This is a genomic window from Paenibacillus camerounensis, from assembly GCF_000723885.1.
Lineage (GTDB): Bacteria > Bacillota > Bacilli > Paenibacillales > Paenibacillaceae > Paenibacillus_AQ > Paenibacillus_AQ camerounensis.
Window position 1 is genome coordinate 58,356 of the sequence record NZ_CCDG010000055.1, and the last position, 26,279, is coordinate 84,634.

At 51.3% G+C, this 26,279-nt stretch carries 14 protein-coding genes; 7 read left to right on the forward strand and 7 right to left on the reverse strand.

What is annotated here, in order from left to right:
- The first annotated feature begins 317 nt into the window (after positions 1 to 317).
- Positions 318 to 2,063: an alpha-glycosidase gene (locus tag BN3772_RS20405; RefSeq protein ID WP_042201807.1), complete on the forward strand. Its 1,746-nt coding sequence runs from the start codon at positions 318 to 320 to the stop codon at positions 2,061 to 2,063.
- 938 nt (positions 2,064 to 3,001) lie between these two features.
- Here the strand turns inward: BN3772_RS20405 and BN3772_RS20410 are convergent.
- Positions 3,002 to 10,600 carry a pullulanase gene (locus BN3772_RS20410; RefSeq protein ID WP_042201808.1) on the reverse strand — a complete coding sequence of 2,533 codons (7,599 nt, stop codon included), beginning with the start codon at positions 10,598 to 10,600 and terminating at the stop codon, positions 3,002 to 3,004.
- 665 nt (positions 10,601 to 11,265) lie between these two features.
- Here BN3772_RS20410 and BN3772_RS20415 point away from each other — a divergent pair.
- The 6 genes from BN3772_RS20415 to BN3772_RS20440 all read left to right on the forward strand — a co-directional run bounded on the left by BN3772_RS20415 (position 11,266) and on the right by BN3772_RS20440 (position 19,486).
- Complete coding sequence (locus BN3772_RS20415) at positions 11,266 to 12,303, forward strand: LacI family DNA-binding transcriptional regulator (protein ID WP_042201809.1); 1,038 nt, start codon at positions 11,266 to 11,268, stop codon at positions 12,301 to 12,303.
- Between the two features lie 302 nt (positions 12,304 to 12,605).
- Positions 12,606 to 13,268 carry a beta-phosphoglucomutase gene (gene pgmB / locus BN3772_RS20420; RefSeq protein ID WP_042201810.1) on the forward strand — a complete coding sequence of 221 codons (663 nt, stop codon included), beginning with the start codon at positions 12,606 to 12,608 and terminating at the stop codon, positions 13,266 to 13,268.
- 122 nt (positions 13,269 to 13,390) lie between these two features.
- Positions 13,391 to 15,709 (forward strand): glycoside hydrolase family 65 protein, encoded by a 2,319-nt coding sequence (locus tag BN3772_RS20425; protein ID WP_042201811.1) that lies wholly within the window; start codon positions 13,391 to 13,393, stop codon positions 15,707 to 15,709.
- Positions 15,710 to 15,789: 80 nt separating this feature from the next.
- On the forward strand, positions 15,790 to 17,475 hold the full coding sequence (locus BN3772_RS20430) for a glycoside hydrolase family 13 protein (RefSeq protein WP_042201813.1): 1,686 nt from the start codon (positions 15,790 to 15,792) through the stop codon (positions 17,473 to 17,475).
- A gap of 116 nt (positions 17,476 to 17,591) precedes the next feature.
- Positions 17,592 to 18,452, forward strand: a complete 861-nt coding sequence (locus BN3772_RS20435; protein ID WP_209443679.1) for an AraC family transcriptional regulator — start codon at positions 17,592 to 17,594, stop codon at positions 18,450 to 18,452.
- A gap of 188 nt (positions 18,453 to 18,640) precedes the next feature.
- Positions 18,641 to 19,486: a DegV family protein gene (locus tag BN3772_RS20440; protein ID WP_042201818.1), complete on the forward strand. Its 846-nt coding sequence runs from the start codon at positions 18,641 to 18,643 to the stop codon at positions 19,484 to 19,486.
- A gap of 457 nt (positions 19,487 to 19,943) precedes the next feature.
- Here the strand turns inward: BN3772_RS20440 and BN3772_RS20445 are convergent, their stop codons facing one another.
- From BN3772_RS20445 to BN3772_RS20470, 6 genes are all read right to left on the reverse strand, one after another.
- A complete protein-coding gene (locus tag BN3772_RS20445) occupies positions 19,944 to 21,542 on the reverse strand; it encodes a PAS domain-containing sensor histidine kinase (RefSeq protein ID WP_052380616.1) in 1,599 nt (532 codons plus the stop codon).
- A gap of 183 nt (positions 21,543 to 21,725) precedes the next feature.
- Positions 21,726 to 22,415, reverse strand: coding sequence for an ABC transporter permease (locus BN3772_RS20450; protein WP_042201820.1), 690 nt, complete (start codon positions 22,413 to 22,415; stop codon positions 21,726 to 21,728).
- Positions 22,408 to 23,325, reverse strand: coding sequence for an ABC transporter ATP-binding protein (locus BN3772_RS20455; RefSeq protein ID WP_042201821.1), 918 nt, complete (start codon positions 23,323 to 23,325; stop codon positions 22,408 to 22,410). Before BN3772_RS20455 ends, BN3772_RS20450 begins: the two co-directional genes overlap by 8 nt.
- A gap of 142 nt (positions 23,326 to 23,467) precedes the next feature.
- Positions 23,468 to 24,403 (reverse strand): sensor histidine kinase, encoded by a 936-nt coding sequence (locus BN3772_RS20460; RefSeq protein ID WP_209443680.1) that lies wholly within the window; start codon positions 24,401 to 24,403, stop codon positions 23,468 to 23,470.
- Entirely contained in the window at positions 24,400 to 25,134 is a 735-nt protein-coding gene (locus tag BN3772_RS20465) for a response regulator transcription factor (protein ID WP_042201823.1), read from the reverse strand. The genes BN3772_RS20460 and BN3772_RS20465 overlap by 4 nt, the downstream gene beginning before the upstream one ends.
- Before the next feature lie 270 nt (positions 25,135 to 25,404).
- Complete coding sequence (locus BN3772_RS20470) at positions 25,405 to 26,268, reverse strand: DUF4362 domain-containing protein (RefSeq protein WP_052380617.1); 864 nt, start codon at positions 26,266 to 26,268, stop codon at positions 25,405 to 25,407.
- Between the last annotated feature and the right edge of the window lie 11 nt (positions 26,269 to 26,279).

Here is a 26,279-nt window from a genome sequence, read left to right on the forward strand (position 1 = left end):
TACTTATCAGGGACAACCTCGGACAAGCTTATGCTGAAGTTGTGCCTTTTTGCTATGGGCGAATTCAGGTGATCCTGTGCCAGCTGCGGCGCAAAATGCGTGCCATACAGGCACAGCGCCATCCCTGGCACTTACAACCTCTTACATAACCATATCATGCTAAGCTCACAAAACTTAAGCCAATGCTTTCGAAGTCAGTTTTGTACGAAGAATTTCAGGAAGCACAGCTCACAAAACTTAAGCCAATGCTTTCGAAGCCAGTTTTGTACGAAGAATTTCAGGAAGCACAGCTCACAAAACTTTTAGGAGGAATTATTATGTTACTAGAAGCTGTATATCACCGCCCGCGATTGAACTGGTCTTATGCCTATGATTATGAAACCATCCATCTCCGGCTGCGTGCCAAAAAAGGAGATTTAACAGAAGTATTCGCCTGGGCCGGTGATAAATATGCATGGGATACCACCAAAGAGCTGATTCCGATGAAGCTGTTCACCAGTGACGCTATGTTTGATTACTGGGAATGTGAATCCGTTCCGCTGTACCGCCGCCTGAAATACGGTTTTCTCCTGCAAAAGGGGCATGAGCGCATCTGGATGACAGAAAGTGATTTTCAGACAGAACGGCCGGCCAACCCGAACCGGCTGTTTGAATTTCCGTACATTAACCGTGGGGATGTGTTCACTCCTCCTGCCTGGGTTAAGGATACTGTCTTTTATCAGATTTTTCCGGAGCGTTTTGCGAACGGTGATGCCAGCCTGAATCCTGACAATGTGCAGCCTTGGGGAGAAACCCCGACACCTGATAATTTCTTCGGCGGAGATCTGCAGGGCGTGATGGATCACCTCGATCATCTGACGGAGCTTGGTATTAACGGAATCTATTTCACGCCGATCTTTACCGGCACCACCAATCATAAATACGATACGGAAGATTATATGCAGGTGGATCCTCATTTCGGCGATGTGGAGATGCTTAAAAAGCTGGTTAACGCCTGTCACGAACGCGGAATCCGCATCTTGCTGGACGCTGTGTTTAACCACTCGGGCAGAACCTTTGCCCCGTTCGTGGATGTGCTGGAGCATGGGGAGAACTCCCGCTATAAGGACTGGTTCCACGTCCGCGAGTTCCCTCTGCAGGTAATCGATAACATCCCTAACTATGATGCCTTTTCTTTTGAACCGCACATGCCGAAGCTCAATACAGAGAATCCTGAAGTAAAAAAATACTTGCTGAAGGTTGCAGAATACTGGATCAAGGAGGTCGGGATTGACGGCTGGCGCCTGGATGTGGCGAACGAGGTGGATCACGGCTTCTGGCGCGAGTTCCGCAAGGTTGTCAAGGCTGCCAATCCCGAGGCTTATATTCTCGGTGAAATCTGGCATGAATCGGCACCTTGGCTGGAGGGTGACAAGTTCGATGCCGTAATGAATTACCCGTTCACCGACGCCGTGCTCGACTTCTTTATCAGCGGCACGCTTGATGCCGAAGCCTTCGCAAATGCGATCGGCAAGCAGTTGTCACGCTATCCGCTGCAGGCCAGCGAGGTTGCCTTCAATCTGCTGGACAGCCACGACACTGCCCGCCTCTTAACCCTGGCCGGCGGCGACAAGAAAAAATTCAAGCTGGCGGCGCTGTTCCAGTTCACCTTCCTGGGCACACCATGTATTTACTACGGCGATGAGGTCGGCATGGACGGCGACAATGATCCGGGCTGCCGGAAATGCATGGAATGGGACCCTGCCAAGCAGGACCGTGACCTCTTCAGCTTCTATCAGAAGCTGATTGCAGTCCGCAGCAGCCATCCGGCCCTGCGCAGCGGTGCCTTCAGATTCCTGGAAGCCGGCCGCGGCGGCAGCAAGCTCGCTTATGAACGCAGTCAGGGTGACGATATCATCATCGTCCTGATGAATACGGAGGAAACCGCACAGACCTTCCGGCTTAATGTTGAGGAGCGCAGCTGGGAGAACCTGTTCACCGGTGATTCCCTGCGTGCTGAACGCGGTATGCTGTCCGTGAAGCTGCCGGCTTACGGATATACAGTAATTAAGGCCGTTTTGTAGCCTGAACTATTCTTCTTGTTGTTCTGGGATTTAACGTATCCGCAGAGAATGTTTGAGCTTCCGGCAGCTGCCCTGCTGCAGATTTCTTGATTAGAACCGCAATTTGCACTGGAAATCTGCAGACTGCCTATATTTCTGTAGCGGGCTGTTCGGCGAGAAGCTCTCAGGCTGTCGTTAGTGCATCTACAGTTCCAAAATTCTCCGCCGCCACTTGCCCTTAACTTGTATTTTCAAGCTCAATCTATCTATAGTTGGATTTTTGCCACCTAATTTTATCATTTTTCAATAATTCTGATAATTAGGTGGAAAAAGGCCATCTAATTCAGTCCAAAACCACCTTTAGGGCTAATTTTGGCAAAATAAGTGGCGATTTTCCACCTATACTCTTAAACAACTCAATTGTTAAAGGATTAAGATGCGAAAATCCACTTATTTCAAACAGCGCCAACCTTCAGCACACGCCCCCTTACATTTGCTCTAACAAAGCCTTAGTTACTCGAACAATACATGGCAAACAGCCTTCTTCAACATTTGAAGAGGGCTGTTTGGTGCGCGGGCCAGGATGCGTTCAAGCATAAGTATGAGCAATAGTAAAAGCAAACGGTGACAGCCTACGGTGAAAGACCGTAGTATCGTATTGCATACCAGTCCAGCCAATGAAAGTAATTACTCGCTCTAAAACAAAACAACAATAACTCAACATCCCGACATCTCAACATCCCGACATCTCAACATCCCGACATCTCAACACAGTTACAACAACTCAACAACTCAACAACCTCAACAACCCAACAACCTCAACAACCCAACAACCCAACAACCCAACAACTTAACAACCTCAACAACTCAACTACTCAACAACCTCAACAATTTCAACAACACAAAGCAGCGGTCCCCATCACGAGGATCGCTGCTTGCGTTGTCTAACGCTAAATCTTCTACTCAGCCAGCAATTTGTAAATAACCTGTGCGCTTTCGGCGCGGGTCATGTTGGCTTTTGGGGCAAAGCGGTTGTTGTCTCTGCCCTGCACCAGACCAAGCTCTGCGGCTGCATTCACGTACGCCGCTGCCCATGCGCCGATGCTGCCCGCATCCGTAAAGCCTGCGGAAGCTGAGCTCAAGCTTACCTTTTGACCCTGTTTCACTTCAAGGGCCCGGATCAGCATTGCCGCCATTTCTTCACGGCTGATCTCCGCATCCGGTGCAAACTGCGCTGCGCTGCGGCCAGATACAATGCCCTGGCTTACAGCTGCCGCCACATAAGGGGCATACCAGGCATTCGCCTTCACATCAATGAAGGCTGTCTGGCCTGCAGCTTCGATGCCAAGCGCCCGGATCAGCAATGCCGTAAATTCTGCACGGGTAACATCCGCACCCGGATTGAACGCAGACGCTGATACTCCTGTTACAATCTGTTTGGCACTGAGTGCCTTAATAGCCTGGGAAGCCCAGTGTGAAGCCGGGACATCCGCAAAGGATTTGTCCAGCACAAGTGCAGCATATTTGCTGAAATGCATTACCTTCGCTGTTATCCACTCTCCGCTAACCGAGCCGCGGACATATTCCAGACTATTGTTATCACCTACATAGAACACGCCTGTCAGGTCTTTATCGGCGTTCCCGCTTAGCTTAAAGGATAGCTCAACCGGTACCGTGAATGAAGAAACAGGGATACTGGTGCCGTCCTTTTTGACAACAGACAGCGAGAAGTCATACATCTCAGAAGCTGCGTTTATTCGGGTGTACCCGTTACTCAGCCCGTTAAGCATTGAGGTGACTGCACTATCGGGTAACGGATCGGCAGTAAACCGGATCTGTGCACCTTCAGCATCTGCAGCACCGAGAGACTTCTGGAGCTCCAGTAATACCGCATTAGGCACGGTTACACTAAGCTCACCCATCCGGAGCTCAAGATTATTGGTACCCAGCTCTGTACCGGCCTGAACAGGCAGCAGGACTGTCGAAGCCGACGCAGCAACCTCAATGGTCACTTTGCCGTCCTTTCCGTTCTTCAGACTGTCTGCATTAACGATTTGTGTGCCGGCGGCCGGTGCAGGCACAGGCGTTACACCAGAGCCCGATCCGGGAAGCGGTGAAGGTGTTGGTGTTACATCCGGCACTGCTGCCAGGATAACCGTCCCTCCGCTATCTCTGCCGGGAAGCTCAACTTCCACCTTCCGGTCAGCCGATACGGTATATGTCTTGCCGCTGTATACATCTTTGACCGCCGCTCCAGCGGCAAACGGGACAGACAGGCTTAGCGCTACAGCTTCTGTCTTCGTGTTAATAACGGTTACTACGTTATCATCTCCGTATTGCTTGTTAAAGGCCAGATAACCAAGCTCATCGGAGCCAGCCAGTGTCGTGCGTGTTCCCTTGGAGTATACCTTGGAGAAGTCAGCACGGATATTAAGCAGCTTCTGATAGTGGTCATGCAGATCCTGCTGAGCTGTCAGCTGATCCCACGGCATATCGCTGCGGTTCTCGCTATACTCTCCCTTGGACATATCACCGGCATTGCTGCCGGAACGGCCAAGCTCTTCGCCGTAATAAATCACCGGCTGGCCTTTAGCCGTAATCTGCAGTGCTGCAGCGATCATCAGCTTGCCCTGATCCCCGCCCACATAATCGGAGAGGAAGCCGTTCTCGTCATGGCTGCTCAGGAATTGGGCCATAGTCTTCGTATTATCGAGCTTAGATTCACGGTCCTGCAGATAAGCATCGACTTCCGTAATTTTGCCGTCGGTGAAGCTTTTCGCTGCACCCTTGAAGCCGAAGTCAAGCAGACTGTCCATCTGCCCGGACTGCAGATTTCCGCCGTCACTGTCGATGGTTCCGCCGAAGTATTCACCGGCCAGCTTGAATTCAGGGTCGATGGCAGTCAGTGCATTTTTGAATGCTTTCCAGGTTGTGCTCTCTACATGCTTGACGGTATCCACGCGGAAGTAGTCAATCGTATCTCCGCGCTCCGTCCGCGCATTGTCAAGCCAGCCGGTCTGCCAGTCAATAATCTGCTGGCGCACCGCAGGATCTTCTGTCTTGAAGTCCGGCAGTCCGGCCAGTTCACCCTTGATCGGATCGGTGTCCGAGGATACACCGTCTGTGCGGAGCATGCCCTCGAAGCGCGCTTTATCTTCAGCAGTGACTCCTTCAACGTTGTCGCTCTCCTTCAGGCCATAGCCTGTATGGTTAAGAACAACATCGACCATAATCTTAATGCCGCGGTCATGCGCCTTCTCTATTAATTCCTTGAAGGTTTCCATATCACCCAGATGCTCATCAAGCTGTGTGAAATCCTTGGCCCAATAGCCATGGTAGCCGTACTGAATACCGCCGAAGCCGGTGCCTTTATTGAAGTCGATGTTATCGACAACCGGCGTAATCCACAGCGTATTGATGCCAAGCTCCTTAAGATAATCGAGATGGTCGATCATACCACGGAAATCGCCGCCGTGGTAAGCCTCCAGATGGCTTTTGTCCACATTCTCATTATTCGTCGGGTCCCCATCGGCAAACCGGTCAGTCAGCGCAAAATAAATCCGCGCCTCATCCCAGTCAAAGTCAAGCTTATCCCCGCTGTAGGTTCTGGCTTTGACTTCAAGTGTAGCTGAGCCTTTATGCGTATTGCCGTATTCGTCCACAAGTGTAACCGGAATGGATTTAACCCCCGCCGCCACTGTATCCTTCACGGCAACCGTCTGCTTCATCAGACTGGTATCAATCTGGACCTTAGCCGGCCCGCCCAGCGCAGTGAGATCCATATAACCGTCCTTATAGGAGACCTCCTCATCGGAAGCGGCAGTAACGGAAATTACTGCATTATCGTTAGAGTTAACCGCCTGCGGTGCTGCTGTTGCCGTAACGGTAACTTCAGGTTTGTGGTAGGTTACTGAAGATTCGCCGCCGGCGTTATTTTTCGGATCAGCCAGTTCTTCAACAGCCCCGTCTTTGGTGACCAGGAAGGTGTATTTATAGGTTCCTGTCTCTACGCCAGTAAGCTGATAGCTGAACCATTCATTTACGGCATCATAGACCATCGGATGTTCGGTACCATTCACTTTTACAGTGACAGCCTCAATCTCCTGCTGGTTGCCGCTGCGGAACAGCGCTTCATCACGGTACATGAAGGTGATTGTTCCGTCCTTCATCACTGGTCCGCTGATAAACGGCTTGATATCCAGCTCCTTCACCATGCTAGTTACAATGACCTTTGTATAGCTCTCGCCTGCCGTCAGCGGAATGACCCGGTCATCCGGATAGTCCTGCTTGCCTGTATTCCAGTCAGTGCCCTTGCGCAGTACAAAGCCTACACTTGTGGCATTCTGGGCAACTTCGATCAGAACACTGGCTTCCCCCTCCTTGAAGGTGGTGAAATCAATCTGGTCATTCTTCGCGCCTGTGTTCCAGACCCAGATATTCCAGCCGGAATAATCTTCGTCTGCCCGCACATAGGTAAATTCAACATAACGTTTGTTGTCCACTGTCTCAGTGACTACTTTAACCGTTACGACCGTTGACTTGCCGCCGTAAGTAACAGTAATATGGGCTGTTCCGGCTTTATGTCCGGTCACAACACCCTGAGCGGATACGCCGGCTACTTCCGGTTTATCGGAAGTATAGACTGCTGCTTTCGTAATATTCCGTTTGCTTCCATCGTCATATTTTGCATAGGCAGCTGTCTGATGACTTGTGCCTACCTGTAAAGAATAGGCTGCGCTGTCCGCTTCTACCGTAGTGAACACGGCTGCCGCTGCATCCATACGGATAATTACTGCAGTAAGCGGCTGGAGCTGAATCGATGTTCCGGTGAGCGCAAATCCGGTCTGCTCTTCAGCCGGAATGGCTGTCACGCCTGCCTGATCATCATCAGCCAGCACGGTACCTTTAGTAAGATCCTCTGACAACGTGAGCACTCTTGCTTCATCATCAGCATTGACGAACACATAGTACATGCCTGTGCCGTCAGTTGCTTTATTTTTGTAGCCGATTACGAGATCCGTCGCCTTCATTTCCGGCGCCTGAATCAGCGTAACATTGGAGTCCACCAGACTCTTGTCACCAAGGCGGAAGGCATCTGAGGACTTTCTGAGCTGAATAAGACCTGCTGTGTAATCCTTGGTCGTATTCTGCACCGGATACTTCACTTCATCCGTTACTTTAGACCAGTCGAACATATTAACAGCATCTGAGGAATCATAAGAGTCATGGATAAAATAGCCAAAGGACTGGCCGCTCAAATCCTTCATCTCGGTATACTTCTGTTCGGGCACATTTGTACCCAGCCACTGCTTCGTACGGCCGTATTCCTGGCCGGCCTGCATAAAGGCCGTACCCTGGGAAGTCAGCTCCAGCGTATTGCCAAGACGAATCCGCTGCTGGATTTCCAGCTCATTGGCCGGAATCGCAGGGTCCTTCTTAATGGACTGGGCAATGACATCATGCAGGGTCAGATTGTCATGGGCCTCAATATAAGGGACTACATCGCCCGGATCATCCGCCGGAATGTTGGACGGCTGGGCTTTGATATTATTCAGGATGGTCGCAATGGAGCGCGCTCCGCCTGTAATAAATCTCGGCTCGCCTTCCGATCCGAAGCCTGATTTCAGCTCATTACGGAACTCATCAGAGAAGACGCCAACGCTGTCTGTTTTGTCCATCCACTGCTGGTCGGCACCCTGGCCGGCAAGTGACGGGTCAGAAGCCGCGCCGCCGAACGTAACCCAGCCTTCGCCGATAAACAGCGCCTGCGGATTAATGGCCTGAGCCGCATCATAGGCCGCCTGCACCGCATCCTGTGTGGCATCGCCCATCATATCCCAGCGCATGCCGTCGATTTTGTACTCGCTGAACCAGTATTTGACGGAATCAATCATCAGCTTCTCGGCCATTTTGTGATTGGTGGCCAGATTATTGCCGAAGCCGCCGATAAAATTACCGTTCGCATCCTGGAACGCATAATAGTTCGGAACGATGTCGTCCAGGAAGTCTTTTTTGGCCATATGCGTATACACGACGTCCAGAATGACACCCATTCCGGCCTCATGCACCGCATCAATCAGGCCCTTCAGCTCCTTGATCCGCTCCTCAGGATCGGCCGGATTTTCTGAATAGGCGCCGTCTGGAGAGAAATAGCTGTGCGGGTCGTAACCCCAGTTATACTCATTGTTTTGCGCATAATAGTCCAGTTCTCTCTCATTCATCTTCGTTTCGTCCCCGTAATACCAGGCCATTACCGGGAGAAGCTGAATGTGGGTTACCCCCATTGATTTGATGTAATCCAGCTTAGTGGCAAAAGCGTCATAAGAGCCCCAGCGTTCGCCGCCCAGACTGCTCTCAATGGAGACATCTGAGGTGAAGTCCCGGATATGGACTTCATAGATAACGGCATCCTCACGTTTTTCATAGCCCTCAATGTCTGCAGGATGAACTTCCGCAGGATTCGTCTGGCTCAGATCAACGATTGCCGCTTTTCCAACGGTATCGCCGTCCGGACCGGCTGCACCGGCAGAGTCAACAGTAAATACGGCCATTGATTTGGCGTAAGGATCAAGCACAGGCTTGGTAACCCCGTTGTTGGTTACCTGATACTGATAATAGTAGCCGCGGACATCCTTCTCACCGCTGACTCCTGTAATATCTGCCGGCGTAAGGACTGTGGACCAGACTCCCTGCTCACCCCGTGTCAGGCTAACATGGCCGACAGCCTTAGTTGCATCCGTTTTGCTGTACACGTTGACTATAACGGAGCTGGCTACTGGCGCCCACAGCTTCAGCGTTGCTGATTGGTCAGCGGCGTGATAGGTAGCTCCCAGATCATCCCCGGTATAATTGTACATTTCATCGAGCATTCTCCAGCCGCTGGACGCGGACACTGTTTTGCCTGAATAGGTGACACTCAGCGGCGTCTTCTCCAGGTCAAAAGCCTCCGTATCCACTTCAATTGAAGACGTTCCGGTGATCTTCACTGCAGAAATGCTGACGGGAGCACCGTCCTTGTCTGTTACAGTGATCGCGCTCTTCAGAGCTGCAGCATCCAGTCCGTCAGTAAGGGTGAAGCCGAGCAGCAGCTTACTCGTTGACAGCACCTCAGCCGATACAAGCCCTATAGGCTGCTCACCAAACGGCGAGACATAGACTGTATTATCGCCCTCTTTGATCCAGAGCTGATTGTAGCGGTCCAGCAGGCTGAACGCTTTGTCTCCGCCGTCTTTAGCTTCGTTTGACGGATTCACGACAAGGAAGCCCAGCTTCTTGGCATTTTCTTTTAGCGGAAGATCTACATAAGCACCGAAACGGTCTGTATTCTCATCAGAGAACCGGACCGCATCAGTTGGCCATTGGGACGGAGCTTGGGCTACATCCTCCCAGGTCCATAAACCGAAATCACTTTGCTTATGATCCGCGCGGATATAATGAATCCGGACTGTATTGGCAGGCAGCGTCACCGGTTCGTACGGCGTCACTTCATCACTGCCCTGCTTAATCCAGATTTCGTTCGTTTGCGGAGTGTTGATCAGGAACGTTTTGTCTCCGCCGTCCTTAGCTTCGTTTGCGCGGTTAACGATAAGGAAAGAGATTTTTTTGGCGCCGGCTTTTAGCGGAATATCCACGTAAGCCCCGTAGCCATCCAGCTGCCCTTCTGGAAAAGCAGTAGCTCCACCCGGCCAGCCGGACGAGCCTGCAGCTACATCATCCCATAGCCACAGACCCTGATCAGCGTAATCACCGGCTGTACGGTTGTAGTGAATCCGCAGGTTTCCTTCCGGAACAGGCGTTACAGTGCCCGGATCGACCGGTGCTATGAATTTGGCATTCACCGCGTAAGTCTGAGCATTGAACTGGAAGGTAACCGGAAGATTTGCCGGCAGCGCAAGCGTAAGTTCTGCAGCAGGATAGCTTGTATCCTCAGCTGCGGATGCTCCCGGCACGAAGATCTGGTACACATAATCGCCCGCAGGCAGATTCACCGTAGTCTCGTAAACGTTATCAAAATTAGCATCTGCAAGTAATGTCCGGGCGTCTGCCGCAGAATGATCGTGTGCATCCCCCAGTTCCGTCTGCAGGGAGCCTGTCAGTCTAGGCAGCTTATCCTTTGTATGCAGGGTGTAGTACGTGGAATCGGCAATTTTTTTGGTAATATCGTTGTAATAAAAAGTCACCTGAGCTTCAGCAGCCAGCGTAAGCAAAATATTGCCGTCTTTGTCTACGCCCTGAGGATTGGTATAGCTGCTGTAGCCGTAGCTTTCATCCCACTTGCCGTTTAGCGCAACCTTATATTCATAAGTGCCCGCCGGCAGTGTTCCAGTGAACACATAAGTGCCGTTGTCCAGATAAGTCATTTCAGTAACCGTAGTATCCGGATTCCAGTCGCCTGTCTGGCTGGTCTCCGTAGACAGCTCGGACTGAAGCGAGCCTACCAGAACTGCCCTGGTTGCTGCTGCCTGTACCTTAGATGCCGGAAAGCTGAAATAGGAGCACACCAGAACGATAATCATACTGATGGCAAACGCCTTTTTGCTCCATGAAGCCATTTTCATTCCAAAAAGCCCCCCTAATATGAGATTATTTCCGCTCTGCGCGGGATTGCACCATGTCTTGCACGGGTTCACCTTCGTTTCGGCTGCTTAGACCGGAGTAAGCCTGAATCCTCCTTTTGTTATACCTGCAGTAATACTAAACGGCATAAAAGTAGCGCAAACGTTTGCAACAATGATTAAAAGAAGCTGCAGCAAGCAAAATAACAGAATTCTGGCTATTGCTGCACAAAAAACGCACTTGTAAGCGCTTTTAAGTACTGGTTACCATATTAATCCTAGCTTTAAAGCGTTGTCAATAATCATTTATAAATTTTAAATAATTATTTCGCTTTCGTACTTATGTTGATTCCCTTGTTAATTTGCACAAAATTGCACAAACCGTAAAGCAAATTACCTATATTTAAAACATTCTTTCATTGAAAACCGTTTGCACAGTCTGACTTCGCTGATTTTATTGCCTAGCAGCCCCCTTTCTCTGAAAAACCGTTATTTTCGGATAATGGCCTGATCCTGCTGTAAAATCATGCAAAAATAACACACAAATCCTTTAGATTATTCCAAAAACGCCGTAAAACAGCCTGTAACGGGACTTTCTCTATTTACAATTATCAGCACTTCGATTAATATTACTGTGTAAAGCAAACGGTTCCATGAAGGAGGTTTCTATGACAGTTACCATTAAGGATGTGGCTAAGAAAGCGGGAGTTTCTCCCTCCACGGTATCCCGGGTGTTGTCAGGCCATCCCAGAATCAGCCTAGAAACTTCCCGTAAAGTTAAAGTGATCATGGAGGAAATGGGCTACACTCCGAACATGATGGCAAAGAGCCTGGTTTCGAAAACAACCAACAGTATCTGTATCATCCTGCCTAAGCCGGCTGAGGAGCTTTTCTCCAATCTGTTCTTTATGGAATTGATCCGAGGAATCGTCACCCAGTCAAGCCGTTCCGGCTATGATGTACTGATCAGCTCCGGTGCGAACGAGAAGGAAGAGCTTGAAGCTGTTTCCCGCCTGCTCAAGGGACGCCGTGTTGACGGCGTTATTCTGCTGTACTCACGTAAAGATGATGCGGTTATTGATTTTCTCGAATCCGGCGGCTATCCCTTTGTCCTCGTGGGACGGAGCGACCGCTATGAGGATATACTGTCTGTGGATAACGATAATGTTATGGCAGCCTTCGATGCCACGAATCATCTGATATCCATGGGTCATGAGCGTATCGGCTTTGTCAGCGGACCTCCCAATCTGATTGTGTCGCGCGACCGTCTCGAAGGATACCGCAAAGCGATGCAGAACAGCGGCCTGGAGATGCGTGCGGAATGGATTGTGGAGGGTGAGTTTCTGCAGGACAGCGGCTACCGGGCGATGTCGTTCTTTATGAATCTCCCGAACCGCCCGACGGCGCTGGTCGCAGTCGATGATATGGTCTCTTTCGGAGTGCTGCGCGGACTGAATGAACTGAAATATAAGGTGCCCGAGGATCTGGCGATTGTCAGCTTTAACAATATCCCGCTCTCGGAATTATCCAGCCCGCCGATCAGCAGTATAGATATCGGTATTTATCATCTCGGATATACGGCTTCCCAGGTGCTTATCCAGACTATTCAGAAGCCGGACAATGATTCCGGATATACGAACCGGTTCGTTATTCCCCACCGTCTGATCGTGAGAGAGTCGTCCATGTATGCTCCAGGGAAGAAATGACCATGATTCAGGAATAAATGAAGCAGAGCCCTTGCTTCATTTATTTTTTCGAAAATTGTACAAACGTTTGCGCTAAAAATGCGGCGATCACTCTACAAAAATAAGCTCATCATTCCGAAGCTAGTTCTATAAGAAACAAACAAGGAAGCAAGCGCTATCAAAGTCTGATCTGCGTTTCCGCTGCAAGTTGTGTACGAAGAACATAAAGTAGCTAGCTCACCAAACTTAGCCTCTGCTTCCGAGCCGGGTTTGAACGAAAAATATCCGGAAGCGCAGCTCACCATACTATTAGGAGGTTCAATATGTCAGAAATCAAAGCCTGCCTGTTCGATCTGGACGGCGTACTCGTGGACACCGCCAAATATCATTTTATCGCCTGGAGAGAATTGGCAGATGAGCTTGGCTTTATATTCACCGAGCAGGACAACGAGCGGCTCAAGGGTGTCAGCCGGGCCGCATCGCTCGACATTCTGCTGGAGATCGGCGGACTTACATTCAGTGATGAGGACAAAACCCGCTACGCCGAACAGAAAAACAGCCGTTATGTCGAATACATCTCCAAAATGGACAGCTCCGAAATTCTTCCCGGCGCCCTCTCCTTCCTGCAGGAATGCCGCGAAGCCGGAATCAAGGTTGCCTTGGGATCTGCCAGCAAAAATGCAATGACTATCTTGGACAACACCGGCCTGACTCCTTATTTCGACGCCATTATCGACGGTACACACACCAGTGCTGCCAAGCCGGACCCTGAAGTATTCCTGCTGGGCGCACAGGCGGTAGGCATTGCCCCTGAGCAATGCGTTGTATTCGAGGATGCCGAAGCCGGAATCCTTGCTGCCACCCGCGCCGGCATGCGCAGCATCGGCATCGGCTCACCGGAAACCCTGTCCGGTGCGAATGTAGTCGTCCCTTCCCTCGCCCAGGTCAGCGTAGCCAAGCTGGGAGAATGGTTTGCAGAGGTTTGACCCATATTAACCGGTAATTGTGATATGTAACTGTTTCTGCCCTACTCTTTTATAAAATGAATTAATAAAACGTTGATTCATTCTTATATCTTCATCCCTCATTTAAAAGGAGCCAAATAACAATGAAACAATATCTCAAAATTGATGAATGGTCCATCATTGAAGAATCCTTTGATCCGCATACCCAGGAAATTTCCGAAAGTGTTTTTAGCATCGGGAACGGTTACATGGGCGGCAGAGCCAACTTTGAAGAGCAGTACAGCGGCCACAGCCTGCAGGGCAGCTATATGGCAGGCGTCTACTATCCGGACAAAACACGGGTCGGCTGGTGGAAAAACGGCTATCCGGAGTATTTTGCCAAGGTTCTGAACAGCACCAACTGGATCGGCATCAACATTGATATTGACGGCACAACGCTTGATCTGGCAGCCAGCACCGTGACCCAGTTCCGCCGTGTACTTAATATGAAGGAAGGCACACTGCTGCGCAGCTTTACTGCAGAGCTGGAAGGCGGCAAGCAGGTGCAGGTGGAGAGCATCCGCTTTGTCAGCATGGCCCGTCATGAGATCGGTGCAATCCGTTACTCGGTTACTCCGCTGAACTTCGCCGGAACGCTTACCGTTACTCCTTACCTCGACGGGGATATTAAGAACAAGGATTCCAACTATGACGAGAAGTTCTGGAATGAAGTGGAGAAGCAGAGCGGCACGGAAGGCGGCTATCTGACGCTCAAAACGAAAAAGCTCGATTTCCATGTGACTTCGGCTTTCACTTTTGACATTATGGTTAACGGTGAAAAGCTTACCGGTGGCGCCGAAGCGCTTGAACAGGAAAAATATGTAGCCAGCAAAGTGAAGCTTTCTGTGCAGTCCGGCGACCAGGTGGTTATTTATAAGTATGCCGCCAATGTAACCTCCCGCAATTACGGCCTGGGTCAGCTTGTTGAAGCCGCCCACAGCGCCTTGTCGGGTGCGCGCGAAGCCGGTTTTGTTACCCTGCTGAACGAGCAGGCTGCTGCATGGGGCGACAAATGGAAGGAAAGCGACATTATTATTGAAGGAGACGTGTCGGCGCAGCAGGCGATCCGCTTCAATATTTTCCAGCTGAATCAGACCTATACCGGTGAAGATGACCGTCTGAACATCGGGCCTAAGGGCTTTACGGGTGAAAAATACGGCGGCAGCACCTACTGGGATACCGAGGCGTATTGCGTACCGTTCTATCTGAGTACTGCGGATGCCAGCATTTCCCGCAATCTGCTGATCTACCGCTATAAGCATCTGGAGAAGGCTAAAGAGAACGCGCGCAAGCTCGGCTTCAAAAAAGGTGCACTCTACCCGATGGTGACCATGAACGGTGAGGAATGCCATAACGAGTGGGAAATTACGTTCGAAGAGATTCACCGCAACGGGGCAATTGCCCATGCCATCTACAACTATGTGAACTACACCGGCGACAAGGCTTATCTCGGCCAATACGGGCTTGAGGTTCTGGTCGAAATCTCCCGCTTCTGGGAGGAACGCGTGCATTATGCACCGCGCAAAGACCAGTATGTGATGCTGGGCGTTACCGGCCCGAACGAATACGAGAACAATGTCAACAACAACTGGTACACCAACCGGATCGCCTCCTGGACGATGGAATATACGCTCGAAGCACTGAAATATCTGCAGGAAAATGAAGCTGCACGCTACGCAGAGCTGGCTGATAAGCTGGAGCTGCAGGACAGCGAAACGGCCAAGTGGAATGAAATCATCGGCAAAATGTACTATCCGTCTGACGAGGAGCTCGGCATCTTCCTGCAGCAGGACGGCTTCCTCGACAAGGAGATTATTCCGGTGAAGGAAGTGGCCCCGGAGAACCTGCCGCTCAACCAGAAATGGTCCTGGGACCGCATCCTGCGCTCCTGCTACATCAAGCAGGCGGATGTCCTTCAGGGGCTGTATTTCCTGGGTGACCGTTATGACCTGGATACGAAAAAACGGAATTTCGACTTTTATGAGCCGATCACCGTTCATGAATCCTCCCTGTCGCCTTGCATCCATGCCATTCTGGCCTGCGAGCTGGGCTACAAGGAAAAAGCCTATGAGATGTACCTGCGTACCTCCCGGCTGGATCTCGACAACTACAACAACGATACGGAAGACGGCTGCCACACTACCAGTATGGCGGGTACCTGGATGTCGGTAGTACACGGCTTCGGCGGATTGCGTGTGCTGGCAGACCGGCTGATTCTGAATCCGTCCAATCCGGGCCACTGGACCTCGTATTCGTTCAAAATCATGTTCCGCGGCTCACGGCTCAAGGTGACTGTAACCGATGCTCAGATTACTGTTACCAATGAGACCGATGTGCCGGCAGCACTCACAATTCATGGCAAAGAGTATACTGTGAACGGGCTAAGCAGCGTCACTGCTGAAGGTTCCTCGGTAACGGCATAATTTTTGGCGGCCCCGGGACTTAGGTCCACGGGGCTTTTTTATGCGGGTACACAAACTACCATATAGAAGGAGTCGTTAATATGAACAGAGCCTTTTGGAAAGAAGCCGTAGTCTATCAGATTTATCCCCGAAGCTATCAGGACAGTAACGGAGACGGCATCGGCGATCTGCGCGGGATCATATCAAGACTGGATTATCTGAAGAAGCTCGGCGTGGATGTAGTCTGGATGTCGCCGGTCTATAAGTCGCCTAATGACGACAACGGGTATGACATTAGCGATTACGAGGACATTATGGATGAATTCGGCACACTGCAGGACTGGGAAGAACTGCTGGCCGGGCTGCATGAACGCGGCATCAAGCTGATGATGGACCTTGTCATCAATCACTCCTCCGATGAGCATGCCTGGTTCGCCGAATCACGCTCCTCCAAGGATAATCCTTACCGGGATTATTATATCTGGCGTCCGGGCGGCCCGGATGGTGAGCTGCCGAACAACTGGAGCTCCATCTTCAGCGGCCCGGCATGGGAGCTGGATGAACAGACCGGCGAATACTACCTGCATCTGTTCTCGCGTAAGCAGCCGGATCTCAACTGGGAGAACCCTAAGCTGCGGGAGGCATTATACAAGATGATGACCTTCTGGCTGGACAAGGGTGTGGACGGCCTGCGGATGGATGTCATCAATATGATCTCCAAGGTGGACGGTCTGCCATCAGTCAAGGGCGACGGTGTGGAGCCAGGCAGGCTTGCCGGCGGCGGCGAATATTATATGAACGGTCCCCGGGTCCATGAATATCTGCAGGAGATGAACCGTGAGGTCCTCTCCCAATATGATGTGATGACGGTCGGGGAAACACCGGGCGCCAGTGTTGAGGATGCGATTCTATATACGGCAGAGGACCGCAAGGAGCTGCAGATGGTGTTCCAGTTCGAGCATATGGACATCGATTCCGGTCCCGGCGGTAAATGGGAGGTTACACCGTGGAGCCTGAAGGGGCTACGCGATATTTTGCATAAATGGCAGGTTGGTCTTGCTGAACAGGGCTGGAACAGCCTGTACCTGAACAATCATGATCAGCCGCGGATGGTGTCGCGCTTTGGTCATGACGGTGAATACCGTGTGCAGTCGGCCAAAATGCTCGCTACCCTGCTGCATACGCTGAAGGGCACTCCTTATATCTATCAGGGTGAAGAAATCGGCATGACCAATGTGAAGTTCCCTGTGCTGGAAGACTATAAGGATATCGAGATTCTGAATATGTACCGGGAAAAGGTTACGGAGGGCGGAGGGGATCATGACACCATATTGAAGGCGATCCATGCCAAAGGCCGTGACAATGCCCGTACTCCAATGCAGTGGGATGCTTCACCAAACGCCGGCTTTACGGAAGGCACACCCTGGCTGAAGGTGAATCCGAATTACAAGGATATCAATGCGGAGCAGGCTTTGGCGGATTCCGATTCCATCTTTTATTACTATCAGAGGCTGATTGCCCTGCGCAAAGAGAATCTCATTATGTCTTATGGCGAATATGAGCTGCTGCCGGAGCATGAATATATTTATGCCTACACCCGGACGCTGGATGCCGAAAAATGGCTGGTGCTGCTCAATTTCAGTGATGTGCCGCAGAACGTTCAGCTTACGGATGAGCTTGCTAAGGTGCGTGAAACAGTTATCAGCAATTACCCGGACGAGCCGGCTGCCGCTGAGCGGGAAACGCTGCGTCCTTATGAAGCCAGAGTGTACCGTCTCGGGAACTGACAGCTGTGCCTGTAATCGGGTATACTTTGAAGAAAACCTGTCATTAATGAGCAGAGAATAACAGGACTGGTTCCTTAAGAAATGATAGGATGAACTCAAAGGGAGATGAAAGAGTCTTGGAATGGCTGATCCGGATGAAGGAAGCTATGGATTATATGGAGAGCAAGATGACAGAACCGCTGCGGATCGAGGATGTGGCGGGAATCGCGCACGTATCTCCGTTTCATTTTCAGCGGATGTTCAGTATGCTGACCGGCTTTACGGTGGCAGACTATATCCGCAAGCGCAGGCTCACACTGGCTGCCCAGGAGCTTGCCAGCTCCAAAGTCAGGGTGCTGGATGTTGCACTGAAATACGGCTATGACTCACCGGAAGCCTTCGCCAAGGCGTTCCGCAAGGCCCACGGTCTCACACCTTCGGCTGCGCGTGAACCAGGGGTACAGCTCAAAGCGTTCCCCCGCCTCTCTTTCCACCTATCATTGAAGGGAGATCAGGAAATGGAATACAAAATCGTAGATAAGCCTGCTTTTAACGTAATCGGCAAATCCATTCAGGTTACCTGCAAGGACGGAGAGAACTTTCGCAGAATTCCTAAGTTCTGGGACGAATGCAACGAGGACGGGACCTCGGATGAGCTGATCGGGCTTGCTTCAGAGGAAGCGTGGCTTGGAATCTGTATGAGCATGGACATGGAAAAGGATCTGCTGTCCTACTGGGTCGGAGTTAAGGCGGATGAAGCTGCGGATTCGCATGGTTATGAGAAAGGTATCGTTCCGGCTGCCAGCTGGGCGGTCTTTACCTCCAAAGGGCCATTGCCTGATACGCTGCAGGCGGTCTGGCAGCGGATTTATCAGGAATGGTTCCCGGGAACAGGCTACCAGCATGCCGGAGGGCCGGAGATTGAGCTGTACCCTCCCGGTGATACATCAGCAGAAGATTATGTGTGTGAGGTTTGGATTCCGGTTGTCAAAAAATAAGCAGTACTCTTCCATACTGCGTGAAGTATACAACAGTTAAGACTGTCTCTTGCGGACGGTCTTTTTTCTATTAAATTGTGATTTTTATTTTGAGATTCGGCATGGGCTTGGTATAATAAACAGATTATATGGTATTTCTGCAACTTATAACTGTGATCCGAGATTCAGATTCGGTGAAGGAGAATTTCATGTCTATTGTAAAGATTTTTTCAGACAGCACTTCCGATTTGCCGCAAGGCTGGAAGAACACGTATGATATCGGCATCGTTCCGCTGTACGTAGTATTTCAAGACGGTACATACAAAGACGGCGTAGACATTACACCGGAGGAAGTCTACCGCCGGGTAGCGGCTAACGGAGCTTTACCGAAGACGGCTGCCCCGTCCCCTGCTGACTTTATTGCTGCCTTCGAGCCTGTTGTTTCCGGCGGCGGAGATGTAGTCTACATCAGCCTGTCGTCTGCCCTATCCTCTACATACCAGAATGCCCTGCTTGCTGCAGGCGAATTTCCGGAAGGACGAGTCCGGGTCGTTGACTCCGAGACCTTGTGCGGCGGGATTGCGCTGCTGGTCATGAAGGCTGCCCGTGCTGCCGCACAAGGCCACAGCAGTGCTGAAATCGCCTCCATGCTGGAGCAGTGCCGCAGCCGGGTGGAAACCGAATTTGTCGTTGATACGCTTGACTACTTATATATGGGCGGCCGCTGCTCTGGGATGCAGAATTTTATCGGCAGCCTGCTGAAGATCCGGCCGGTCCTCCGTTTGATCGACGGCGCGATCGTGCCCGTCAGCAAAGTCCGCGGCAAGAAGGAAAAGGCTGTTGAGCAAATGCTGCAGAATGCGCTAGATAACGTGGACGAGATCGACCAGGAGCTGCTGATTATTGCACATACCCTGGCTGAAGAAGATGCAGCGTTCCTGGAACAGGCACTGCGTAAGCAGACTAAGGTTCAGGAAATCGCAGTAATTAACGCCGGCTGTGTTATCGGCAGCCACTGCGGACCGGCAACTGTCGGACTGATGTATATGCGTTAAGACTGGCGATGCCGCCTGTCTTGTGTATATTCGTTATGGCTGGCTGATATTTGCCGGTTCAGGCTAACCAGGAAGCGGGGCGGCTAAGCCTACGCGAAACCGGAGTGTCACGGCAATTTATGTAGTTGGATTTTCACCACCTAATTCTGTCTTATTTCAACTTTTAAGATGATTAGTGGGAAAAACGCCATCTAATATATGCTTACAAGCCTTCCATGGACGAAATCTGGAAGATTAAGTGGCGTTTTTCCAACTAAAGTTCTGAAGCCGGTGTTCTGGTAAGAAATAGGTGGCAAAAATCCACTTAGTCTGACGAGCGCACAACTGTACGGTAACCAGCCAGAACAAATAAGCCAGCCTGCCCCCGGATCAACGGGGCTGGCTGGCTTTTGTATTGATAATAGCAGCAACATCGGAAAGGCAGCTTCCTGGTACTCCCATGCAGCTCCGCCGCTTATTAAGCCTCCGCTGCTTGTTTCACGAACGGAAGCATGAAGCGGAAGATCGACCCGCGGCCTTCCTCGCTCTCCACAAAAATGGTGCCGCCCATCAGCTCGACCAGCTGCTTGCATATGGCAAGCCCCAGGCCGGTGCCGCCGTATTTGCGGTTAATGAACGGATGCAGCTGTGAGAAGGACTGGAACAGCAGATTCAGCTTGCTGTCGGCAATACCGACACCTGTATCCCTTACAGAGAATTCAAGCAGATACTCCTGGGAGCCCGGCAGCGGGATATTCTTCACTGACAAGGTTACACTTCCTTGTTCAGTGAACTTGAGCGCATTGCCGACCAGGTTGACAATAATCTGCCGCAGCCGGCTGGGATCGGTGGTTACTGCCTCCGGTACGCTGGTATCTGCCCACCAGCGCAGGGCAAGCTGCCGCTCCTCCGCCTTCGGAGTAAACAGATCAATTACACTCTCAATCATCTCTCGCAGGTCAACGGTCTCGGACTGCAGCTGCATCTTCCCTGCTTCCATTTTGCTGAAATCAAGGATATCATTCAGAATCCGCAGCAGGCTGTAGCTGCTGCTGCGCAGAATCTCCGCATAGCTGCGCTGCTCCTCCTCAAGCTCCGTATCGAGCAGCAGGTCTGCCATCCCGATCATTCCGTTCATCGGTGTACGGATTTCGTGGCTCATCATCGCCAGAAAATCCGACTTGGCCTGGGCTGCCTGCTCAGCTGACTCCTTAGCCCGCAGAATCTCCCGTTCATTCGTGATATCCGTAAATGATACGACTACCCCGCAGATCACCCCTTTGTCGAGCAGCGGGGCAATCCGGTAGCTTACGAAGAAGCTCGTGCCGTCCTTGCGCCAGAATATCTCGTCCGATTTGCTGCGGGTAATCCTGTCCTCCAGCGTATGCCGGATCGGGCATTCCAGCGGAGAATGGGAAGTGCCGCTGTTGTGGGCATGATGAATCGTGTCCATCAGAGGCACTCCGGCCAGCTCAGACGGATGATAACCCAGCATATCCGCACCTTCACGGTTGATAAAGATCGTTCTGCCTTCTGTATCCAGCCCGAAGATGCCGGCGGATACAGAATTGAGTATCAGGCTGAGCCGCTTATCCTCAGCCATCTCACGTATCAGAGCAGGAAGCTCCTGATCCTGCTCTGCCGGTTCCCCCGGCGTTCCGGCTGCCGCGAGCCGGCTGAGCCATTCCTTCAGTGCGGCAGGGAGCAGCGTGTTCACATCCTGATGAATAATCGCAAATACGCCGGCCACCCCTTCCGCAGCCTTAACAGGGGCATAGGTAACGGTAGCGCGGGAGAAGGTATTGCCGTTCTCCTCCTCTGTCAGCTCGAAGCTTGCAGTCAACCCTTCCAGAGCTGCGGCAAAGTGTACTTCACCAGGGGTCTGCTGCGGCTCTCCGCCTGTCTGAATTTGCACTGGATCACATAATGCACCAGGGCCGAGAGCACGGTTGCTGTCCACGTAATTACCCAGCCTGTCGAGCACAATGATCAAGTCCGGATGATAATCATATAACGATTTAAAAGCACTTTCCCCGGAAAGCACCCTGCCCAGTATGGCAGCCCAGTCTTTATGCATAGCCCACCTCCGCAGCTGCTCTTAGCCCCGCTATTGTTGTTAATCCGCAAATGCGGAATATATCTTTTTATGTAGAAATTCCTGAATTAACCTCTATTATAACAAAAAAACCGCTTGCAGTCGCCAGAAAAACTAGCGGCGTCAAGCGGTTTTGTCACTTTTTTATGCAGCCGGGATACGTAATCAGGCTACGTCCTGAGTCTCTATCTTACGGATCGAGAGATAAGCAATGGTAACACCCACAATTCCAAGAACCAGGGATACGCCAACCTGATTGCCAAGCTGGAAGCTGCCGAAATCAGAGGACAGGAGACCCGCAATCAGCACACCCGTTACAATAGTTGTAGGAACGGATTTCTTACGCATCCCAAAATACAGCGGAATTAGCCCGATGCCTGCCGAGTATACCGCATCTGAAGCAGCCCTTATAAGATGCTCACTGATTAGCTCCGCCGTCAGCTCGCCCGAAATCGCTTCTACGAAATAATGATTAAAGCCGACAATTGCAGCACCCACCAACACGTTAGCTATAAAGATTGTAACCAGCATGAATAACGAGACAATCATCAGCTTGGCTGCCATCAGCTTTTTGCGGGGAATCGGATACATGAAGAGCAGATCTATCGTGTTGTTTTTGTATTCATCAATAACCAGCTTGCTGATCAGGACGGCGCCAAACACCATAAAGACGGCTTTTACGAAAATATGCACCCCGTCAAAAACATCGGCATAGGTAGCGAAGTCACCCGGATCATCTATTTCTGTGAATACGACCAGCAGCATAAACAACATAATAGCCAAGGCTGCTATCAGAGACCCTTTAAACAAACTGATTCTGTTCTTTCGCAATTCCAGTCTGATCAGCTTAAGCAATGACTTCACCCCCCATTAGTTCGATAAAATAATCTTCCAGCGAGTGCTGCTTCCGGTTCAGGCTCTCCAGCTCCACATCTGCCGCTGCCAGCGCCTTGCTCAGCTCCAGCTGTGAGGTTTGCTCATAGATGCGGATTGTCCGCGGCCCGATTACCTTGAAATTGCTTAGGCCCAGCGAATGAGTCAGTGTATATACCGCCTTGCTGCTCTCACTGGTAACCAGCTCAATGTAGTCGGTATCACGTCTGCGGATCTCATCCATGGAAACCTCCTCCAGCAGCACACCGTCCCGGATTACGCCGATGGTATCGGCAATCTGCTCCACCTCACCAAGGATATGGCTGGAGATCAGCAGCGTCATCCCGTATTCACGGCTCAGCATGCGGAACACCTCGCGCAGCTCCATGATGCCCAGCGGGTCCAGCCCGTTAATCGGCTCATCCAGGATCAGCAGCTCCGGTTTGGTCATTACCGCTCTGGCTATGCCCAGCCGCTGCTTCATCCCCATCGAGAACTGCTTGACCGGCTTCTTGTCTGTTCCGGTAAGCTTTACAAGCTCCAGCGCCTCCTTCAGCGCCTTCGGATCATAATAGCCCATATACTCCCCGTGCAGCTCCAGATTCTCCCGGGCGGTCAGCTTGTCGTAGAATACCGGGTGCTCAATAATACAGCCCATGCGCTTAAGCATTTCGTAGGAGCGCGATGTCATCTTTTCGCCAAAAAACTCGATCTCGCCGGCAGTGGGCTTCACCAGGTTGGTGATCATTTTCATTACTGTACTCTTACCGGCTCCGTTCGGTCCCAGAAAACCGTAAATCTCACCCTGCTTAATATTCATGTTCACGCTGTTCACAGCTTCTTTGCCCTGATAGACCTTGGTTAAATTCCACGTCCGCAGTATGGTTGTCATTTCCGTTATCCCCTTTGGCTTCGTTGTCTTCCTTGATTTATATAATACAGGGCGGAATTTTCTTTTTTATTACCTGTTTCTTACGAAAATCTTAAGCTTCGGCAGAGGGATTTCTTATCGGGGCTTCGCCGTGAATTATTCCCTAAAAATCCAACCTTCGAAACGACAGCGTGAATGCGGTTCTGACATAAGGCTTACTGGTCAAAGTAATGCTGCCGTTCATCTGCTCGGTCAGTCTTTTGGTAATGGTCAGGCCCAGGCCGCTGCCCTGGTATTCACGGTTGCGCGAATCCTCCATTGTATACAGACGCTCAAATATTTTATCCTGATGCATCTCGGCAATGCCCTTGCCCTTGTCCCATACCTCAATGCATACCTGCTCTTCCTTCAAAAAAAGTCTGAGCCCCAGCACACCCCCGTCTGCTCCGTAGGTGATGGCATTAGACAAAAGATTGCCTAGCACCCGGTCCAGCGCCTCCTCATTCCCCATAATATACAGCGGCTCATCGGGGATCTCGATCTGCACATCACTGCCCCCGGTACTGAGAAGCTCATAGAAGGACAGGATATTGCGGCGGCACAGCTCACCCAGCTCTACCCGCCCAAGGGGGATTTCTTTATCCCCTGACTCCAGCTTGGCCAGATCAAAGAAGCGGTTCATCAGCGCAATTACCTCCTGCGCCTTGGTATGGATGGTCCGCAGCATAACCTCCCGTTCTCCGGCAGGCAGATCATCGCTCTGCAGCAAAGTTTCTATATAACCGAGCACAACGGTCAGCGGTGTCTTCAGATCATGGGATATATTCGCCAGCATATGGCGCATGGATGTCTCCAGTTGAGCCCTCTCCACAGCCCCTTTGTGATTAATGTTAAGCAGCGCATTGAGGGCTGCCAGCAGCTGCTGCAGTGCCGGATCGCTGTTAAACAGCAGCAGCCGTTCATGCGAGCCGCTTGCCATAATGCCCGTAAGCTTGGTCTGGATGTACCGCAGCTGGCGCCCATGCTCCCTCAGCCGCAAGAATTGCCAGAGGATGATGAGCAGCAGGGCCACAACAAGGCCGCCAAAAAAAGTAATCATGGCAGCACATCTCCCAGCTTATAGCCTATGCCCCACAGTGTTTTAATGTATTCGGGATGGGAGGGATCATCCTCAATCTTCTCGCGCAGCCGGCGCATATGAACATTAATGACATTCTCATCGCCGTAATAATCCTCTGCCCAGACCAGGCTGTAGATCTGCGCCTTTGTGTACACCCTGCCGGGGTTGGCCGCAAACAGCCGCAGGATCTGGAACTCCTTGGCGGTCAGCTTGATCTCTTCTCCCTGCTTCTGCGCAGAGAAAGTATCCAGATTCACTGTCAGTCCGCGCAAAGGGATGACCTTGGCTTGCTGCACTTCGGCTGCTTCCGGCCCTCCGCTGCTTGCTGCACCGGCAGCGGCATAGCCTGCCCGGCGGATCGCCGCCTTCACTCTGGCCGCGAGCTCGATCATCGAGAACGGCTTGGTAATATAATCATCTGCGCCGAAGCCGAGTCCGAGCGCTTTATCCACATCACTGTCCTTAGCGGACATAATCAGCACCGGTACCAGACTTACCGACCGGATACTCTGCAGCACATCCATCCCGCTGCGCTTTGGCAGCATCAGATCCAGCAGCACCAGATCAAAAGGATGACCGGTGCGCACCTTCCGCTCAGCAGCTTCCCCGTCAAACACCTGCTCGACCTGATAGCCCTCTTTTGCCAGATAAGAGCTTACCATTCTGCTTATATCTTCATCATCTTCAATCAGCAGTACACGCTGTTGCATTGCTCTTCCTCCTCGGTATTATCCCATAAAAGATTTACTAATTTGGGGTTAGCCGTGACTCCAGGGAATGTTTGGACTTCCGGCCGCTGTTGTCTTCAGATTTCCTGATTTGAACCGCTGTTCGCGGTAGAAATCTGAAGACAAAGGCGGACGCATTCGCTCCTACAGTTCCAAAATTCCCCTCCGCCACTTTCCCCTTAATTTTGGTATAAATTCAATCTGCTAAATTCAAATGCTTATAAATGCTATTAATAAAGCCGTGACCGGCCTTTATTCATAATACCCCTTCGTCTCCGGCAGCGCCTGATATAATTCGCTTTCCTGCACCTCGCTGATAATGCTCTGAGCCAGTGCAGTCATAACCTTGCCATCCGCGCTTTGATCGCATTCACTCCAGGCAAAATTCCGCTCATTTCCGTTCATCTCGACCAGCAGCGCGTAGGTCACAGCCGGCTTCCTATTGCACGCCTCAGTCAAGGTCTTGTCCTGCATATACCCGGCCAGCACCAGCTCACGGTAAATGCTCTGCAGCTTCGCGTGCGGCAGCCTGAAATCTGAGGCTTCGACGGTTCTGCCGTCCTGGAGATCCTTAACCAGCCTTTGTTCAAGTGTGTTAATCTCGTTTCTCCGGTTCACTCCGTATTGTAGCACGAAGCCAAAGTCAGCCTGCTCTGACAGACCGTAATGGACCCGCAGCAGTTCAGCTTCCGGATATTCTCCTTCACAGCCAGTAAGAGTATATTTCAGCTCTGTGCTTTCCTCTTTTCTCTCAAGCGTTGAGCAGGTATACATGCTTATTTCCTTAGAGCCAAAGGCGTCTTCTGTGTTGTCATAAGTAACGCTCAGCTTATCCCCTTCATACCGCAGCTCCATGAAGAGCGGGTCACCCTCAATCGTATATTGGATAATCCGCTGGCTGCCCGCTTTCCGCTCCAGGAATTCGTCCAGCTTGTTCAGGTTAAGCAGGCCTGTCCCGTTGTAATACACAACATCCTGTTGCTCATTAATCTTATGGCTAAGCTTACCCTTTACATTCTCCGTCAGGAAGCAGCCCGCCAGAACCACCGCAGCCAACAGCCATACTAGCGTCACCATCCCATAGCGAAGTGCCCTTTCTTTTACAGAACCCGGCATAATCTGCCTCC

What these genes read in the sequence shown, in the direction of transcription:
- BN3772_RS20405 (WP_042201807.1), top strand. Translation starts at nt 318, where the DNA reads ATGTTACTAGAAGCTGTATATCACCGCCCGCGATTGAACTGGTCTTAT.
- BN3772_RS20410 (WP_042201808.1), bottom strand. Translation starts at nt 10,600, where the DNA reads ATGAAAATGGCTTCATGGAGCAAAAAGGCGTTTGCCATCAGTATGATT.
- BN3772_RS20415 (WP_042201809.1), top strand. Translation starts at nt 11,266, where the DNA reads ATGACAGTTACCATTAAGGATGTGGCTAAGAAAGCGGGAGTTTCTCCC.
- pgmB (WP_042201810.1), top strand. Translation starts at nt 12,606, where the DNA reads ATGTCAGAAATCAAAGCCTGCCTGTTCGATCTGGACGGCGTACTCGTG.
- BN3772_RS20425 (WP_042201811.1), top strand. Translation starts at nt 13,391, where the DNA reads ATGAAACAATATCTCAAAATTGATGAATGGTCCATCATTGAAGAATCC.
- BN3772_RS20430 (WP_042201813.1), top strand. Translation starts at nt 15,790, where the DNA reads ATGAACAGAGCCTTTTGGAAAGAAGCCGTAGTCTATCAGATTTATCCC.
- BN3772_RS20440 (WP_042201818.1), top strand. Translation starts at nt 18,641, where the DNA reads ATGTCTATTGTAAAGATTTTTTCAGACAGCACTTCCGATTTGCCGCAA.
- BN3772_RS20445 (WP_052380616.1), bottom strand. Translation starts at nt 21,542, where the DNA reads ATGCATAAAGACTGGGCTGCCATACTGGGCAGGGTGCTTTCCGGGGAA.
- BN3772_RS20455 (WP_042201821.1), bottom strand. Translation starts at nt 23,325, where the DNA reads ATGACAACCATACTGCGGACGTGGAATTTAACCAAGGTCTATCAGGGC.
- BN3772_RS20460 (WP_209443680.1), bottom strand. Translation starts at nt 24,403, where the DNA reads ATGATTACTTTTTTTGGCGGCCTTGTTGTGGCCCTGCTGCTCATCATC.
- BN3772_RS20465 (WP_042201823.1), bottom strand. Translation starts at nt 25,134, where the DNA reads ATGCAACAGCGTGTACTGCTGATTGAAGATGATGAAGATATAAGCAGA.
- BN3772_RS20470 (WP_052380617.1), bottom strand. Translation starts at nt 26,268, where the DNA reads ATGCCGGGTTCTGTAAAAGAAAGGGCACTTCGCTATGGGATGGTGACG.